The sequence below is a fragment of the Streptomyces toyocaensis genome, assembly GCF_000725125.1.
Classification (GTDB): Bacteria; Actinomycetota; Actinomycetes; order Streptomycetales; family Streptomycetaceae; genus Streptomyces; species Streptomyces toyocaensis.
The window spans coordinates 15,177-31,450 of record NZ_JFCB01000010.1 but is presented as its reverse complement, the minus strand read 5'-3'; the positions used below and the strand labels follow the sequence as shown (position 1 = coordinate 31,450).

General features: G+C 72.7%; 14 protein-coding genes. 2 read left to right on the top strand and 12 right to left on the bottom strand.

Annotated features, from left to right (window positions below):
- Positions 1-176 precede the first annotated feature (176 nt).
- The gene (locus BU52_RS13385; RefSeq protein ID WP_235216326.1) at positions 177-1,340 is read left to right on the top strand and encodes a PQQ-dependent sugar dehydrogenase; all 1,164 of its coding nucleotides are present in this window, start codon (positions 177-179) and stop codon (positions 1,338-1,340) included.
- Positions 1,341-1,347: 7 nt separating this feature from the next.
- Here the strand turns inward: BU52_RS13385 and BU52_RS13380 are convergent, their stop codons facing one another.
- The 7 genes from BU52_RS13380 to BU52_RS13350 all read right to left on the bottom strand — a co-directional run bounded on the left by BU52_RS13380 (position 1,348) and on the right by BU52_RS13350 (position 9,038).
- On the bottom strand, positions 1,348-1,536 hold the full coding sequence (locus BU52_RS13380; RefSeq protein WP_037933137.1) for a DUF6191 domain-containing protein: 189 nt from the start codon (positions 1,534-1,536) through the stop codon (positions 1,348-1,350).
- Positions 1,537-1,573: 37 nt separating this feature from the next.
- A complete protein-coding gene (locus BU52_RS13375) occupies positions 1,574-4,636 on the bottom strand; it encodes a helix-turn-helix transcriptional regulator (protein WP_037933133.1) in 3,063 nt (1,020 codons plus the stop codon).
- 110 nt (positions 4,637-4,746) lie between these two features.
- Entirely contained in the window at positions 4,747-4,932 is a 186-nt protein-coding gene (locus BU52_RS13370) for a hypothetical protein (protein WP_037933130.1), read from the bottom strand.
- Between the two features lie 245 nt (positions 4,933-5,177).
- Positions 5,178-5,702, bottom strand: coding sequence for a hypothetical protein (locus tag BU52_RS13365; protein ID WP_037933128.1), 525 nt, complete (start codon positions 5,700-5,702; stop codon positions 5,178-5,180).
- A gap of 34 nt (positions 5,703-5,736) precedes the next feature.
- Positions 5,737-6,309, bottom strand: a complete 573-nt coding sequence (locus BU52_RS13360; protein WP_037933126.1) for a GNAT family N-acetyltransferase — start codon at positions 6,307-6,309, stop codon at positions 5,737-5,739.
- Positions 6,287-8,533 (bottom strand): MMPL family transporter, encoded by a 2,247-nt coding sequence (locus tag BU52_RS13355; protein ID WP_037933124.1) that lies wholly within the window; start codon positions 8,531-8,533, stop codon positions 6,287-6,289. Before BU52_RS13355 ends, BU52_RS13360 begins: the two co-directional genes overlap by 23 nt.
- Before the next feature lie 160 nt (positions 8,534-8,693).
- Complete coding sequence (locus BU52_RS13350) at positions 8,694-9,038, bottom strand: hypothetical protein (protein ID WP_037933461.1); 345 nt, start codon at positions 9,036-9,038, stop codon at positions 8,694-8,696.
- Between the two features lie 187 nt (positions 9,039-9,225).
- Here BU52_RS13350 and BU52_RS13345 point away from each other — a divergent pair, with 187 nt between their 5' ends.
- On the top strand, positions 9,226-10,029 hold the full coding sequence (locus BU52_RS13345) for an SAM-dependent methyltransferase (protein WP_037933121.1): 804 nt from the start codon (positions 9,226-9,228) through the stop codon (positions 10,027-10,029).
- Between the two features lie 83 nt (positions 10,030-10,112).
- Here BU52_RS13345 and gatB read toward each other — a convergent pair whose 3' ends face one another.
- The 5 genes from gatB to BU52_RS13320 form a co-directional block, all read right to left on the bottom strand.
- Positions 10,113-11,627, bottom strand: coding sequence for an Asp-tRNA(Asn)/Glu-tRNA(Gln) amidotransferase subunit GatB (gene gatB / locus BU52_RS13340; RefSeq protein ID WP_037933118.1), 1,515 nt, complete (start codon positions 11,625-11,627; stop codon positions 10,113-10,115).
- Positions 11,628-11,642: 15 nt separating this feature from the next.
- Positions 11,643-11,882: a hypothetical protein gene (locus BU52_RS13335; RefSeq protein WP_004983148.1), complete on the bottom strand. Its 240-nt coding sequence runs from the start codon at positions 11,880-11,882 to the stop codon at positions 11,643-11,645.
- The gene (gene gatA / locus BU52_RS13330; protein ID WP_037933115.1) at positions 11,879-13,375 is read right to left on the bottom strand and encodes an Asp-tRNA(Asn)/Glu-tRNA(Gln) amidotransferase subunit GatA; all 1,497 of its coding nucleotides are present in this window, start codon (positions 13,373-13,375) and stop codon (positions 11,879-11,881) included. Before gatA ends, BU52_RS13335 begins: the two co-directional genes overlap by 4 nt.
- A 6-nt stretch (positions 13,376-13,381) precedes the next feature.
- A complete protein-coding gene (gatC, locus tag BU52_RS13325) occupies positions 13,382-13,678 on the bottom strand; it encodes an Asp-tRNA(Asn)/Glu-tRNA(Gln) amidotransferase subunit GatC (RefSeq protein WP_004925108.1) in 297 nt (98 codons plus the stop codon).
- A gap of 165 nt (positions 13,679-13,843) precedes the next feature.
- On the bottom strand, positions 13,844-16,165 hold the full coding sequence (locus tag BU52_RS13320) for a putative bifunctional diguanylate cyclase/phosphodiesterase (protein WP_037933112.1): 2,322 nt from the start codon (positions 16,163-16,165) through the stop codon (positions 13,844-13,846).
- Positions 16,166-16,274: the final 109 nt, after the last annotated feature.

The window sequence follows — 16,274 nt, the reverse complement described above, 5'->3', positions numbered from 1 at the left end:
CGGGACGGGACCAGAGCCGACTCCGGCGGGCGGCACCGGACGGCGGGGCCACACGGACTGCGGGCGGCGGACGGTGGCGCCGCCCGGGCGCGTGGTTCGAGGTCGGGCGTTCGGGAACCTGGGAGGCGCGAGCGGTGTATGACAGGTAGAACCCGCCGCGTCGAAGGGACAAGATCGTGCGACATCGAGCCGTGACGGCCGTACTGGCCGCCGCCGCGCTCCTGCTGACGGCCGGCTGCTCCTCCGACGACGGGGGATCACCGGGCGGAGACGGCAGCGCCACCCCGGGGGACACGGCGGCCCGGTCGTCCGCCCCCGAGCGGCCCGCGGAGCCGACACCACCCGCGAAGGGCTCGGTGACGGTGGCACGCACGGTCGCGACGGGCCTGGAGAGCCCCTGGGGCCTGGCCCCGATCCCCGGCGGCGACCTCCTGGTCTCCTCCCGGGACGAGGCGACGATCACCCGGGTCGACGGCAGGACCGGGAAGAAGACGGAGCTGGGCGAGGTGCCGGGGGTGTCGCCGTCCGGCGAGGGCGGCCTGCTCGGCATCGCCCTCTCCCCCGAGTACGCCTCGGACCGCATGATCTACGCCTACTTCACCTCCGCCTCGGACAACCGCGTCGTGCGCCTGATCCACGACGAGGACAAGCCCGCGGGGCAACAGCTGGGCGAGCCCGACACGGTCTTCAGGGGCATCCCGAAGGGCGTGATCCACAACGGCGGCCGGATCGCCTTCGGCCCCGACAGGATGCTGTACGTGGGCACGGGTGAGAGCGGGGACACGGGCCTGTCCCAGGACAAGGAGTCCCTGGGCGGCAAGATCCTCCGGCTGACCCCGGAGGGCGAGCCGGCCCCGGGCAACCCGTTCCCCGGCTCCCCCGTGTACTCGTACGGGCACCGCAACGTGCAGGGTCTGGCCTGGGACGGCAAGCAGCGGCTGTTCGCCTCGGAGTTCGGCCAGAACACCTGGGACGAGCTGAACGCGATCGAGCCGGGCGACAACTACGGCTGGCCGGAGGCGGAGGGCAGGTCCGACGACGGCGGCTTCCACGACCCGGTCGCACAGTGGAGCACGGACGAGGCCTCACCGAGCGGCATCGCCTTCGCGGAGGGGTCGATCTGGATGGCGGGCCTGCGCGGGCAGCGACTGTGGCGCACACCCCTGAAGGGCACGGAGGCGTCGGCGGATCCGCAGGCCTTCCTGGAGGGCGAGTACGGCCGGCTGCGCACGGTCGTCCCGGCGGGCGGCGACAAGCTGTGGCTGGTCACCAGCAACACGGACGGCCGGGGCGACCCCAAGGACGGCGACGACCGCATCCTGGAACTCCGGGTGAGCTAGCCGCCCGTCAGTCCTCCTCGGCCTCGTCCTCAGGGGGCGTCGGCGGGCGCACCGTGACCTTGCCGGAGGCGAGGTCTATCGGCCCGCGCCCGGGGTCGGCGTCGCCGACGTCCTCCCGGGTCAGTTCCAGGCGTTTCTGCTCGTCATGGGTGTGTTTACGGCCGGGGGCGAACAGTTCCTCGAAGGCGTTGAACATCGCTCCCCTTCCCAGGGCGGCATGCTTCGTCCCTCCATCATCGCGCAGCCAGCCGTTCCCCGGACTCCACCGGGAACAGGCCGAGCCGATGGGCCACCGCCGCCGCCTCGCCGCGGCCGGAGACACCCAGCTTGGCGAGGATGTTGGAGACATGGACGCTGGCCGTCTTCGGGGAGATGAACAGTTCCTCGGCGATACGGCGGTTGGTGTGGCCGGCCGCCACCAGGCGCAGGACGTCGCGCTCCCGGATGGTGAGGCCGAGGGCGTCGGCCGGATCGGCGGGGCCGGGAGCCGCCTGGCGGACGACGGGGGCCGGCGCGAGCCGTGCCCGCCGCGCCAGCCGGGCCGCGGAGCGGGCCAGCGGCCGGGCGCCGAGGTGGCCGGCGACGGCGTCGACCAGCCGCAGCAGTTCCGTGGCGCGGGCCCGCTCGTCATCGCCCGCTCCGGAGGCGAGCAGCGCCTCGGCGAGCCGGAACCGGACGCGTGCCAGGTCGTAGGGCCGGCCCAGCGGCTCCACCGCCTCGACGGCCGCGGACCACTCGTCCGGTTCGAGCCTGCCCTCGGCGCGCAGCAACTCGGCCCGCAGCCAGAGGTCGTAGGCCCGCCACACGGGCACCCCGGTCGCCAGGGTCCTGGCCGCCTCGCGGATCCGCTCCAGGATCTCCGCGCGGCCGGGAGCGGCCGCCGGGTCGCCGTGGGCGTCCGCCTCCACGGTCGTGGCGGCGAGCAGCAGGGGCCAGCCGTAGCGCTGGGTGCCGGGCGGGAGCCCCGTGCCCAGGGCGTCGAGCAGTTCGGCACGGGCGTCGGGGAGGCGGCCCTCGGCGGCGGCGATGCCGACGGCGACCCACTTCATGGGGAGGGCGTACTGCGGCATCGGGTCGTGGGTGCCGAAGAACGTGCGGGCGTCGGCGAGCCGGCGGGCGGCCTCGGCCAGGTCGCCCCGGTCGTACGCGAGGTGGGCCAGGCGCATCGAGCCTCCGGCGCGCGGCTTGGCGCTCTGCTCGAGACGCTGCGCGTTGGCCGCGGCCTGCGCCGCCTCCTCCCAGCGGCCGAGGGAGTGGAGGGACTCGGCGAGGTTGCCCCACACCCAGCCCTGGGAGTCCAGCAGCCCGAGTCTGCGGGTGACGTGGACGCCCTCCTGGAGGAGGCGTGCGGCCTCCTCGGAGCGGCCGACGCCCTCGAGGACGGACGGGAGGTTCACATGGGCGCGGGCGACCACCATGTCCACGCCCAGTTCGGTCGCCCGGTCCTTGACCTCGTACATCTCGGCGAGCCCGGCCCGGATGTCACCGGCGTCGACCATGAGACCGCCGAGGGTGAGCCGGGCGTTGAGCTCGATGTCGTGCGCGCCGACCATGCGCGCGTACTCGACGGCGCTCTCGGCGGCGGCCATGGCCTCCGGTCCGGGTTCGTGCAGCATCGACCAGCTCGCCGCGGAGGCGAGGACCTCGGCGTGCACCTCGGAGGGGGGCAGTCCGCGCACCAGGTCCTGCGCGGTGCCGAGTTCGGCCCAGCCGTCACCGCGGGCGAGGGCCTGGGTGAGCCGCGAGCGCTGCACCCAGAACCAGGCGGCACGCAGGGGGTCGGGCTCCTCGTCGAGGAGGCGCAGCGCCCTCTTGGTGATCTTCAACGAGCGTTCCCGCTCCCCGCACAGACGGCCGGCGACGGCGGCTTCGGCCATCAGGTCGAGGTAGCGCAGCGGTGTGGTCGCGGGGTCGCAGCCACAGGGAGGGTAGGCCTCGGCGTAGTCGAGGGGGCGCAGGGTGGCGCGTACGGCGTCGGGGACGGCCTCCCACAGCTCCATGGCCCGCTCCAGCAGGCGCAGTTGCTCGGAGTGGGCATGGCGCCGGCGGGCCTCGACGGAGGCGTCGAGGACGACGGGCAGGGCCTTGGCGGCGTCATGGGCGTGGTACCAGTAGCTGGCCAGGCGGGTCACCCGCTCATCGGCGGGGACGAGCGTGGGGTCGGCTTCCAGCGCCTCGGCGTAGCGGCGGTTGAGGCGGGACCGTTCGCCGGGCAGGAGGTCGTCGCTGACTGCCTCGCGGACCAGGGAGTGGCGGAAGCGGTAGCCGTCGCGCTCGGGTGCGGGCGCGAGGATGCTGGCGTTGACGGCGGCGCGCAGGGCCTCGATGAGGTCGTCCTCGGTGAGCCGGGCCACGGCGGCCAGCAGCCGGTCCTCGACGGTGGAGCCGCCCTCGGCGACGATCCGGGCGACCCGCTGGGCACTCTCCGGCAGGCCCTCGACGCGGACCAGGAGCAGGTCGCGCAGGGAGTCGGTGAGGCCGGTGCAGCATCCCTCGTCGGCGGCGACGGCGAGCTCCTCGACGAAGAAGGCGTTGCCGTCGGAGCGCTCGAAGATGTCGTCGACACGGTCGGGTTCGGGTTCGCGGGCGAGGATGCCGGCGATCTGACGGTGGACCTCCTCGCGGTTGAACCGGCCGAGTTCGACGCGCTGGACCGTGCGGACCCGGTCGAGTTCGGCGAGGAGGGGGCGCAGCGGGTGCCGGCGGTGGATGTCGTCGGAGCGGTAGGTCGCGAGGACGACGAGGCGGCCGGTGCGCAGGGTGCGGAAGAGATAGGCGAGCAGATGGCGGGTGGAGGCGTCGGCCCAGTGCAGGTCCTCCAGGGCGAGGACGACGGTGTGGTCGGCGGCGACCCGTTCCAGCAGGCGGGCGGTGAGTTCGAAGAGGCGGGCCATGCCCTGCTCGTCGCGGCGGGCCTCGCGGGCGGCGGCGGCGCCGAGTTCGGGCAGCAGGCGGGCCAGTTCCTCCTCCTGCCCGGCCGCTGCCGCGGCGAGCTGTTCCGGCAGCTCTCGGCGCAGTTGGCGCAGGGCGGTGGAGAAGGGGGCGAACGGCAGTCCGTCGGCGCCGATCTCCACGCATCCGCCGAGCGCGACGATCGCGCCTCTGCGGCGGGCCGCCGCGGCGAATTCCTCGACGAGGCGGGTCTTCCCGACGCCGGCCTCGCCACCGACCAGCAGTGCCTGCGGCTCACCGGCACCGAGCTCGGCGCGGGCGAGCGCGCTGTTGAGGGTGCCGAGTTCTGAGGTGCGGCCGACGAACACCGGACTGACGGACTTGGTCTCCACGCCCCCGAGCATCGCACGCACCTCCGACAACGGGGGACCGGTTTTCCTCCCCGGACGAGCCGCCCGGTCCTTCGCGGGGACGGCGGCCGACCCCCGTGCGGTCGCCGTCACCCGCGGCGGGCTCATGCGGCCCGGGCGAACGGGGAGCGCCGGTGGCGGCGCGTATGGCTCTCGGTCTCGGCGCCGCGTACGGCGGCTTCGCGGCGCGCGGCACGGCGGAGACGGAGGACCTCACGGACCTGGCGCTCGTGCTCGGCGACGCGGACGAGCTCGTCGTGGCGGAGCTGGTGGAGTGCGTACTCGAACATGGTGTGTCCCCCTGGCGGAGTCGGTGTCGGCATCACTTGTTTTCGATGCCTCCACCTTCGTCTCCAAGGCGGACCTGCCACATCGGGAGAGTTCCGTATCTTCAATGGGCGCGGGGCCTTAGAAGGCACTTAGAGTGATGCCCCGGCGGATCGGGGCCTCCTTAGATGCCTCGGCCGGCTCGCTGCCCCGGATCCGCGCCGGGCGCCTCGTGGTTGCCCGGAGCCTCCTGGTGAGCCCCGCCGGCTCAGCCGGTGGCGGGCAGACCCAGGAGCACGCCGGTGTACGTGAGGACCGCGAGGAGCAGTCCGATCACGCCGAGCGAGACACCCGCCCAGGCGACCGACATGATCCACGGCGCCCTGACCGTACGGCCCGGCGTGCCGAAGGCGGGCCTGGCGAGCACCACGACGCCCACGATCAGTGCGGTCAGGGCGAAGAGGCCGCCCCACAGCGCGGTGGTGCTCCAGGCGTCGCCGTACACCTCCTTGACCTGGGTGGCGACACCGGCGTCCGCGGCCGTCTCCAACTGCCCAAGGAGCGTCTCGCGCGCTGCGGCGACCGTGCCCGGCCAGCCGCCGGTGAGCGAGACGAGGCCGAGCGCCGCCGAGACGACGGCCGCGGCACCCTGTCCGACGCCGGACGGGCCCTGCTTCCCGGCCTGCTCGCCGGCCTCAGTTCCGTCCTGCCCGGCGGCCTCCACCGCCGTCGCGTCGCGCTCGGTGTCGGCACCGGTGCCGGCTTCGGTCTCGTCCTCTGTCCTGGTTCCCATGCACGCACCGTACGGACGCTCTCTGAGAATCCGCTCAACGACCGCCGTGCCGGTGGCTTCCCCGTGCGCGCCATTCCGGGGCGAGGACGGACCACACCTCCAGGTCGTGGCGTACGCCGTGGTGGAGATGGGCCTCACGGCGCACGCCGTCGCGGGTCATGCCGAGCCGGCGGGCGACGTCGATGCTCGGAACGTTGCCCGCCGCGGCGACCCATTCGACGCGGTGGATACCGCGCTCCTCGACCGCCCAGTCGATGAGCACCCGCATCGCGCGGGTGACGAGGCCGCGTCCCGTGGCGGCGGGCTCCAGCCAGCAGCCGACCTCGCAGGTGCCGTTCCCGGCGTCGAAGTTCAGGGTGAGCACTCCGCCCACGAGCGTGCCGTCCAGCCACAGCCCGTGCAGCGAGGCCGTGTCGGCGGCGCGCCAGTCGGCGTACCGCTGGAGCGCCTCCCGCGCGCCGGTCAGGTCCGTGGCCCGGGACCCGAAGGGGACGTACTGGTTGATGAACTCCCGGCCCCGGTCCAGGTGGGCGAGGAACTCCTCGGCGTGCCAGGGTTCCAGCGGGCGCAGTTCCGCTCCGTCGTCACCCAGTCGTATCGCGTACATCCCGCTGTCGATCCTCCTCGGCCAGCACGTCCGCCACCTCGGCGTCCGTGGCGGCGGCCAGCCTCTCATGGGTGGCACGGGCCTCGGGCGGTTCGATGCTGATCCGGGGCAGGACGCGGTCCAGCGAGCGCGGCAGCCACCAGTTGGCGCCGCCGAGCAGATGCATCAGCGCGGGGACGAGCAGGGTGCGCAGCACGAAGGCGTCGAGGGCGACGGCCGCGGCGAGCGCGATGCCGAACATGGCGATCACGCGGTCTCCGCTGAGCACGAAGGCGAGGAAGACGGAAATCATGATCACGGCGGCCGAGTTGATGACCCGGCTGGTCTCCGCGAGGCCGACGCGGACGGCGCGCCGGTTGTCTCGTGTCTCCAGCCACTCCTCGTACATCCGGCTCACCAGGAAGACCTGGTAGTCCATGGAGAGCCCGAAGAGGACGGACACCATGATCACGGGCAGGAAGGGTTCGATGGGGCCGGCCCGGCCCAGGCCGAGCAGTTCGCTGCCCCAGCCCCACTGGAATATCGCGACGACCACGCCGAACGCGGCGGCGACGGCGGCCACGTTCATCGCGGCGGCCTTGAGCGGTATGCCGATCGAGCGGAAGGCCAGCAGGAGCAGCAGACAGCCGAGGCCGATCACGACGCCGACGAAGAGGGGCAGCTTGTCGACGATGACGTCGGCGAAGTCGTCGTAGCCGGCCGTCACGCCACCCACGTGCACGTCGAGCGAGGTGCCCGACTCGGCGCGGGGCAGCACGTCGGAGCGCAGCCGGTCGACCAGGTCGCTGGTCGCCTTCGACTGCGGCGACGACTCCGGTACGACGGTGAGGTAGGCGGTGTCGCCGCCCTGGCCGTAGGTCACCGGCGACGCCGAGGCGACGCCGTCGGTGGCGCGCAGGGTGCCGCCGAGGTTGTCCAGGGCGAGCCGGTCCTCGGCGCCGTCGACCTCGGTGACGAGGGTGAGCGGACCGTTCACGCCGGGGCCGAAGCCGTCGGCGAGGAGGTCGTAGGCCTGGCGTGTGGTGGAGGTCTTGGGGTCGTTGCCCTGGTCGGAGGTGCCCAGGTGCAGCGAGAGGGTGGGCAGCGCGAGGACGGCCATGACGACGACCGCGACGGCGCCGAGCAGCTTCGGGTGGCGTTCCACGAACGCCGACCAGCGGGCCGCGAACCCGGTCGGCACCTCCGGCTCGGGCCCGTGCTCGGCGAGCCGCCGCCGCTCGCGGCGGCTGAGCGCGCGCATGCCGATCGACGACAGCAGGGCGGGCAGCAGGGTGACCGACGCGGCGACGGTCAGCACCACGGTGAGCGAGGCGGCGATGGCGACGCCGTTGAGGAAGTTCAGCCGCAGGATCAGCATGCCCAGCAGGGCTATGCACACGGTCGCACCCGCGAAGACGACGGCCCGTCCGGTGGTGGCGACGGCGTTGGTGGCGGCCTCGGTCACGCTGAGGCCGCGCTTGAGTCCGCGTCGGTGCCGGGTGACGATGAACAGCGCGTAGTCGATGCCCACGCCGAGCCCGATCAGCATGCCGAGCATGGGCGCGAAGTCGGCGACGGTCATCACGTGCCCGAGCAGCACGATCCCCGCGTAGGCGGTACCGACGCCGACCAGGGCGGTGGCGATGGGCAGCAGGGAGGCGGCGAGCGAGCCGAAGGCGAGGAAGAGGACGACGGCGGCGACCAGCACGCCGACGATCTCGGCCGTGTGCCCGCCGGAGGACTCGCTGAGCTCGACGGCGCTGCCGCTCAGCTCGACGCGCAGTCCGTCGGTCTCGGCGGCCTTGGCCGTCTCCACCACGTCCGCGGCCTCACCGGCCTCGATCTCGTTGGCCTGGTCCTGGAAGGTGACCGTGGCGTAGGCGGTGCGGCCGTCCTGGCTGACCCGTCCGGCGCCCCCCTCGTCGTACGGACCGCTCACGGCGGCGACGCCCGGCAGGTCCTCGATCCGGTCCAGGGTGCGGGTCATGGCCTGCTCGACGCCGGTGTCCCGGACACTGCCGGACGACGTGTGCCAGACCACGTTGTCGCTGTCGCCCCCGAGGTCGGGGAAGCCCTCCGCGAGCAGCTCGGTCGCCCGGCCGGACTCGGTGGCGGGCACCTCGTAGTCGTTGGAGTAGGCGGAACCGGCGGCGAAGGCGCCCGCGGCGACCCCGCCGAGGGCGAGGAGCCAGAGCAGGACGACGACGAGACGGCGTTGGACACACCAGCGTGCAAGGGCTGCCACGGACGTGCTCCCAGGGTGACTCGGTGTGGATCTTTGGCCGGGAACAGTCGAACGAATACCGAACAGCCCGCAAAGAACGCATGAGCAATGCACTGCCACTGTTACAGGTAAAAATGATCGTTTGTCGCTTTCGTGCACTAACTCACATTTCCGGGACCGGTCAGTCGAAGTGGTCCCCGAGCGCCATCACCAGGAGTCCCGCGACCAGCAGCCACAACGCCCTGCGCGTACGCCCCCGCAGCCCCAGAACACCCGCCAGGCCACACACGACGGCCCCGCCGGCGTACGCGGCCGGGACGAGGGCCGGCGCGGAGCCGGTGACCCGGAGCAGCGCCGCGGCCACCCCCGCGAGGGCCAGCACACCTCCGGCACCGGCCGCGGCCCACCTCGCCCGCCGTGCCTCGCCCTCCCCGTCACCGGCCCGCCCGGCCCGCTCCTCGTCGAGGCCGGCGACGTCATCGGCCCGAGTGTCCGGGGGCGGGTCGGAATCAGCGCGTCCGCTCATGGCGCGGGAGCGTAGCGCGTCGGACCCGGAAATCCGGATGCGGGTCCCGGTGGGCACCTGTTAACGTCCGCCGGTCCGACGTTCCGCGGCAGAACGCCGCCGGCCGAAGCAGGTGCTTCGATGCTTGTCCGTCCGATCTCCGACGCGACCCCTTCCCGCTTCACGGCCCCAAGGAGCCCGTTCACCGATGTCGGACATCACATCGAACACCCCGCAAGACGACCTCGCTAGCCGCCTCACCCTCCCCCGCTACCCACGCAGCAGCGCCTACGACGCCCGCTGGACCGTCGACAACGCGATGGGCCCGCACGCGCTGTGGCTGCTGGAGTGGCTCGCCCCGGCCCTCGGCCTCGACACGCTGCGCCCCGGCGCACGTGTGCTCGACCTGGGCTGTGGCCGCGCCATGACCTCGGTCTTCCTGGCCAAGGAGTACGACCTCCAGGTCACCGCGGCCGACCTGTGGATCAGGCCGGACGACAACGCCCGCCGGATCGCCGAAGCCGGCGTCGCCGACCGGGTGCTGCCGGTGCTCGCCGAGGCGCACGACCTGCCGTTCGGTGAGGAGAGCTTCGACGCGATCGTGTCGATCGACGCGTACCAGTACTTCGGCACCGACGACCTCTACCTCCCGACACTGGCCCGGCTGCTCAGGCCCGGCGGGCGGATCGGCGTCGTCGTCCCGGCGATCCCCGAGGAGATCGGGGGAACCGAGCCGCCGGAGCACCTGAAGCCCTTCTGGGACCCCGCGTTCTGGTGCTTCCACAGTCCCGCCTGGTGGCGCCGCCACTGGACCCGCAGCGGGGCCGTGGAGGTCGAGACGGCCGACTGGCTGCCGGACGGCTGGCGGGAGTGGCTGCTCTGGTGCGACGTCGTCACGGAGGAGAGCACGGAGGAGTTGCACGTGCGGATGAGCCGGGAGAACGGAGACCTGCTGCGCGCGGACCAGGGCCGCACCCTGGGCTTCGCGCGCGTCGTGGGACGCCGGCCCTGACCTCGTGACGGACCGCCGCTGATCGCACGACAGGGGGGACGCGCCCGGCCCGGGCGCGTCCCCCCTGTCATGTCCGTGAGACGTCAGCCCTCGCCGACGCCCAGCTTCTGCAGGATCAGCTCCTTCACGCGGGCCGCGTCCGCCTGGCCGCGCGTGGCCTTCATGACGGCGCCGACCAGCGCACCGGCCGCGGCGACCTTGCCACCGCGGATCTTGTCCGCGACGGCCGGGCTGCCGGCGATGGCCTCGTCCACGGCCGCGGTGAGCGCGCCCTCGTCCGAGACGACCTTCAGACCGCGCTTGTCGACGACCTCGTCCGGAGTGCCCTCGCCGGCGAGCACGCCCTCGATGACCTGGCGGGCCAGCTTGTCGTTGAGGGAACCCTCGGACACCAGCTCCGTCACCCGGGCCACCTCGGCCGGGGTGATCGCCAGCTCGTCGAGCGCCTTGCCCGACTCGTTGGCGGCACGGGCGAGCTCACCCATCCACCACTTGCGTGCGGAGGCGGCGTCGGCACCGGCGTCGATCGTGGCGACGATCGGGTCCAGCGCACCGGCGTTGAGGATCGCCTGCATGTCGGTGCCGGAGATCCCCCACTCCTCGCGGAGCCGGTTGCGGCGCACCAGCGGCAGCTCGGGCAGACCCGCGCGGAGCTCCTCGACCCACGCGCGCGCGGGCGCCACGGGCACCAGGTCGGGCTCCGGGAAGTACCGGTAGTCCTCGGCCTCCTCCTTCACCCGGCCGGAGGTCGTGGAGCCCGTGTCCTCGTGGAAGTGCCGGGTCTCCTGGACGATCGTGCCGCCGGAGGAGAGCACGGCCGCGTGCCGCTGGATCTCGAACCGGGCGGCCCGCTCGACGGACCGCAGCGAGTTGACGTTCTTCGTCTCGGAGCGGGTGCCGAACTTCTCGGTGCCGTGCGGACGCAGCGACAGGTTCACGTCGCAGCGCATCTGGCCCATCTCCATGCGGGCCTCCGAGACGCCGAGCGCCCGGATGAGCTCGCGCAGCTCACGGACGTAGGCCCGCGCGACCTCGGGAGCGCGCTCCCCCGCGCCGACGATCGGCTTGGTGACGATCTCGATGAGCGGGATGCCCGCGCGGTTGTAGTCGAGCAGCGAGTGGGACGCGCCGTGAATGCGCCCGGTGGCGCCGCCCACGTGCGTGGACTTCCCGGTGTCCTCCTCCATGTGGGCGCGCTCGATCTCCACGCGGAAGGTCTCGCCGTCCTCCAGCTGCACGTCGAGGTAGCCGTGGAAGGCGATCGGCTCGTCGTACTGGGAGGTCTGGAAGTTCTTCGGCATGTCCGGATAGAAGTAGTTCTTCCGGGCGAAGCGGCACCATTCGGCGATCTCACAGTTCAGCGCGAGACCGATCTTGACGGCGGACTCGACGCCGATCGCGTTGACGACCGGGAGAGCGCCGGGCAGGCCGAGGCAGACGGGACAGGTCTGCGAGTTGGCGTCGGCGCCCAGCTCGGTCGAGCACCCGCAGAACATCTTGGTCTTGGTGCCGAGTTCGACATGGACCTCGAGGCCCATGACGGGGTCGTACGACGCGAGAGCGTCCTCGTACGACACCAGGTCGGTCGTGGTGGTCACGGTGAAACTTCCCTCTCAGCCCAGCAGGACGTCGTCGTCGCCCAGCCGCTTCAGCTCGCGGTAGAGGATGGCGAGGCCGGTGACGATGGCGGCGGCGGACACGGTGGCGTCGATCAGGACCAGGGTGTCCTTCTCCAGCCGGGCCTTCTTGACGCGCTTGGCGACGCCGATCGCGCCGAAGGCGGTGGCGGCCATGGACAGGTACGTGCCGGACTTGGACTTCTTGAAGCCCTTGGCCTTGGTCAGTGCACTCACAGCGACGGAGCCTCCTCGAGCAACGGGTGGCCCCACTTTTCCACGAAGGCGGCCTCGACGGCGGCACCCACCTTGTACAGGCGGTCGTCCTTCATGACCGGGGCGATGATCTGCAGTCCGACCGGCAGGCCGTCCTCGGGCGCGAGGCCGCAGGGCAGCGACATGGCGGCGTTGCCGGCCAGGTTGGTCGGGATGGTGCACAGGTCGGCGAGGTACATCGCCATCGGGTCGTCGGCGCGCTCGCCGATCGCGAAGGCGGTGGTGGGGGTCGTCGGGGAGACGATCACGTCGACCTGCTCGAACGCCTTGTCGAAGTCCTGCTTGATCAGCGTGCGGACCTTCTGGGCGCTGCCGTAGTACGCGTCGTAGTAGCCGGAGCTGAGCGCGTAGGTGCCGAGCATGATGCGGCGCTTGACCTCGTCACCGAAGCCGGCCTCGCGGGTCAGCGAGGTGACCTCCTCGGCGGAGTGCGAGCCGTCGTCGCCGGTCCGCAGGCCGTAGCGCAGGCCGTCGAAGCGGGCGAGGTTGGACGAGCACTCGGAGGGCGCGATCAGGTAGTAGGCCGACAGCGCGAGATCGAACGAGGGGCAGTCCAGCTCGACGATCTCGGCGCCCAGCCCCTTCAGCAGCTCGACGGACTCGTCGAACCGCTGGACGACGCCGGCCTGGTACCCCTCGCCGCGGAACTGCTTGACGACGCCGACGCGCATACCGGCGACGGACCCGTTGCGGGCGGCCTCGACGACCGGCGGGACCGGCTCGTCGATGGAGGTGGAGTCGAGCGGGTCGTGCCCGGCGATCACCTCGTGCAGCAGGGCGGCGTCCAGGACCGTACGGGCACAGGGGCCGCCCTGGTCCAGGGAGCTGGAGAAGGCGACCATGCCGTACCGGGAGACCGCGCCGTACGTCGGCTTGACGCCGACGGTGCCGGTGACGGCGGCCGGCTGGCGGATGGAACCGCCGGTGTCGGTGCCGATGGCGAGGGGGGCCTGGAAGGAGGCGAGGGCGGCGGACGACCCGCCGCCCGACCCGCCGGGGATCCGGGTCAGGTCCCAGGGGTTCCCGGTCGGGCCGTAGGCGCTGTTCTCGGTGCTGGACCCCATGGCGAACTCGTCCATGTTGGTCTTGCCGAGGATGACCACGTCGGCGGCCTTGAGCCGCTGGGTGAGCGTCGCGTCGTACGGCGGGATCCAGCCCTCGAGGATCTTGGAACCGACGGTGGTCGGGATGCCCTCGGTGGTGAAGATGTCCTTGAGCGCGAGCGGGACGCCGGCCAGCGGGCCGAGCTCCTCGCCACGCGCCCGCTTCTCGTCGACGGCACGCGCCTGCGCCAGGGCGCCCTCGCGGTCGACGTGCAGGAAGGCGTGCACCTTCTCGTCGACGGCCTCGATACGGGCCAGGTGCGCCTCGGTGACCTCGACGGCGGTGAGCTCGCCCGAGGCGATCTTCGCGGCGGTCTCGGCGGCGGTGAGCTTGATGATGTGATCGCTCATGGCGGGTTACTCCTCCCCCAGGATCTGCGGCACCTTGAAACGCTGCTGCTCCTGGGCCGGGGCGCCGGAGAGCGCCTGCTCGGGGGTGAGCGAGGGACGGACCTCGTCCGGCCGCATGACGTTGGTCAGCGGGAGCGGGTGCGAGGTCGGCGGTACGTCTTGGTCGGCGACCTCGCTGACGCGGGCGACCGCGCCGATGATGTCGTCAAGCTGGCCTGCGAAGTGGTCAAGCTCTTCGGGCTTCAGCTCCAGACGCGCCAGCCGGGCGAGGTGGGCGACCTCCTCGCGCGTGATGCCAGGCATGCAGCGATCCTCTGGGGTGAGTGTGTGTGGTTTGGGCCCAATCCTATGGGGCGGGGAGCCGTGCCCGTGAAACCCTTTCCGCGGGGCCGGTTCCGGGGGGGTGCGTGTGTGTGGCGATCGGGATGCCCACCCGGGGGTCTCCGCGCGGACCCGGGCCGGGTGGGGCTAGTCGTCGGCCGTCGTCGTCGCCGCCGGAAGGGCCGCCGCCGGGCGCTGCCAGCCCCGGGCACCGCGCGCCAGGAGCCAGGCCGTGGTCTCGTCCGGCGGCATCGCCGCGGCCACCAGCCACCCCTGCACCGCATCACACCGCAGGTCCCGCAGCCGCTCCCAGGTCTCGTCGTCCTCCACACCCTCCGCGACGACCAGCAGCCCGAGCGAGTGGGCCAGGTCCACCGTGCACCGCACGATCTCCGCGTCCTCGGTGTCGACCGCCAGCCGCGCCACGAACGACCGGTCGATCTTCAGCTCGCTCACCGGCAGCCGCCGCAGATGCACCAGCGAGGAGTACCCCGTCCCGAAGTCGTCCAGGGACATCTTCACTCCGTGCCCGGTCAGCGCGTTCAGCGTGTCGGCCGCACGCTGCGGGTCCTCCAGCAGCACGTGCTCGGTGATCTCCAGTTGGAGCGCTCCCGCCGGCACCCCGTGCCGGGCCAGCCGCGCCGCGACCGACCCGGCGAATCCGGGCGTGTGCACATCGCGCGGCGAGACGTTGACGGCGACCGGTACGAACAACCCCTGTGACCGCCACTCCGCGACCTGCCCGAGCGCGGTCTCCAGCACGTACTCGGTGAGATGCGGCATCAGCCCCGACGATTCCGCGATCGCGATGAACTCGTCCGGCGGCACCCTGCCCCGCTCGGGATGCACCCACCGCACCAGCGCCTCGAGCCCCGCGACCTGCCCGTCGAAGCGGACCTTGGGCTGGTAGTGCAGCTCCACCTCACGAGCGTCCAGCGCACGGCGCAGATCTCCCAGCAGCCCGAGCCGGTCCGGGGTGTTGGAGTCGCGCTTGGACTCGTACGCCTCGACTCCCGTGCGGTCCCGCTTCGCCTGGTACATCGCCACGTCGGCCCGCCGCAGCAGCCCCTCCGCGTCGACCGCGTGGTCCGGGAAAACGGCGACTCCCGCACTCGCCTCCAGGACGAGGGTGAGCCCGTCGAGGTCGAGCGGGGAGCTGAGGGCGGCGACGAGGCCGCGGGCGACGCGGGTCGCTGAGGTCGTGGAGTCGGCGACGGGCAGTAAGACGGCGAACTCGTCGCCGCCCAGCCGCGCGGCCTCCGCCCCGCGCGGCAGTGCGGCTCTCAGCCGGTCGGCGATCTGCAGCAGCAGCCGGTCACCGGCGAGATGACCGAGCGTGTCGTTGACGGACCGGAACCGGTCCAGGTCGATCAGCATGAGGGCGGCGCGGGCCCCGATCCGCTCCGCGTCGTCCAGCGCGGTCCAGATCCGCTCCAGCAGCCACTGCCGGTTGGGCAGCCCGGTGAGTGGGTCGCGCAACTGCTCCTCGGCCCGCGCGCGGGCTATCCACAGGGTGGAGTCGAGAGCGATCAGGGGAATGGAGAAGAGCGGCAGCAGCACGGGCTTGGCGACGGCGACCACACACACCAGAGGCGCTATGCCGAGCAGGGCGACCGCCACGAGTCCCTGCCGGACCAGGGCGGTCCTGGCCACGGTGGGCAGCCCCTCGCGCGGGGTGTGCAGGTACCACAACAGACCGCGGGTGACCGTGAGATGGACGGCGGCGACCAGCACCACTCCGGGAGCGGTGTACAGAGTCCACGTGTCGGGGGTCGACGGCGACTCGACGGACGGCACGGAGCCGAACGCGGCCAGCACCAACGCCCCGGCGCCGATGCCGAGCAGGTCCACCGCGCCGTGCAGCACGCCCTGCCGCCAGCGGCCCCGCCGGGCGACGCCGACCAGGACGACGACGGTGAGGCTCACCAGGCCGGCCGCGATCCAGCCGTACAGCAGCAGCACGGCCAGCGTGAGAGCGGCACCGGAGCCCGTACCGCCCCACCACCGGGACCGCCCCAGCATCACCAGGTGCCCGACGATGATTCCGGTCAGCACCGCCAGCGACCAGCCGACGGTCCCGGACGGGAAGAGCGCGTGCCCTCCGGTGAAGGCCCGCAGGAAGCCGGCGCCCAGCACGAACCCCGCCGCCGCGACGACGGCCGCGGGCAACGCGGGCCAGGACGGGTGCCGTTCCGTGTCCGTCCCGGACAGCGGGTCGGACATCCCGGGGCCGGCCCCGGCAGCCGCCTGCCCGACGCCACGCGCCTGCCCGACGCCACGCGGGTCACCGACGGCACGCGGGTCACCGACGGCACGCGGGTCACCGACGCCCGCGGCGCCCGCTCCGGTGCGCCCCTGCGCGCCCGGCTGCTCCGCGGACCGCCCGTCCCCGCGGCCGCGCCGCAAGGCGACGGCCACGCGGCGCAGGCGCAGCCGTGAGCCCGGGGCGGCGCTCTCGGTCGGTTCCATTCCCGTCCCTCTCACAACCGGCGGTGCCCACGCCTCGCGGCCCGATGCCCGACAACCCTCAACGGCTCCGCGGTGGAAAGCCCTTCCCCGGCCCCTTCACGAGTCCGGG

What these genes read in the sequence shown, in the direction of transcription:
- BU52_RS13365 (WP_037933128.1), bottom strand. Translation starts at nt 5,702, where the DNA reads ATGGGAACCAGGACAGAGGACGAGACCGAAGCCGGCACCGGTGCCGAC.
- BU52_RS13375 (WP_037933133.1), bottom strand. Translation starts at nt 4,636, where the DNA reads ATGCTCGGGGGCGTGGAGACCAAGTCCGTCAGTCCGGTGTTCGTCGGC.
- BU52_RS13380 (WP_037933137.1), bottom strand. Translation starts at nt 1,536, where the DNA reads ATGTTCAACGCCTTCGAGGAACTGTTCGCCCCCGGCCGTAAACACACC.
- gatA (WP_037933115.1), bottom strand. Translation starts at nt 13,375, where the DNA reads ATGAGCGATCACATCATCAAGCTCACCGCCGCCGAGACCGCCGCGAAG.
- BU52_RS13370 (WP_037933130.1), bottom strand. Translation starts at nt 4,932, where the DNA reads ATGTTCGAGTACGCACTCCACCAGCTCCGCCACGACGAGCTCGTCCGC.
- BU52_RS13360 (WP_037933126.1), bottom strand. Translation starts at nt 6,309, where the DNA reads ATGTACGCGATACGACTGGGTGACGACGGAGCGGAACTGCGCCCGCTG.
- BU52_RS13320 (WP_037933112.1), bottom strand. Translation starts at nt 16,165, where the DNA reads ATGGAACCGACCGAGAGCGCCGCCCCGGGCTCACGGCTGCGCCTGCGC.
- BU52_RS13345 (WP_037933121.1), top strand. Translation starts at nt 9,226, where the DNA reads ATGTCGGACATCACATCGAACACCCCGCAAGACGACCTCGCTAGCCGC.
- BU52_RS13350 (WP_037933461.1), bottom strand. Translation starts at nt 9,038, where the DNA reads ATGAGCGGACGCGCTGATTCCGACCCGCCCCCGGACACTCGGGCCGAT.
- gatC (WP_004925108.1), bottom strand. Translation starts at nt 13,678, where the DNA reads ATGCCTGGCATCACGCGCGAGGAGGTCGCCCACCTCGCCCGGCTGGCG.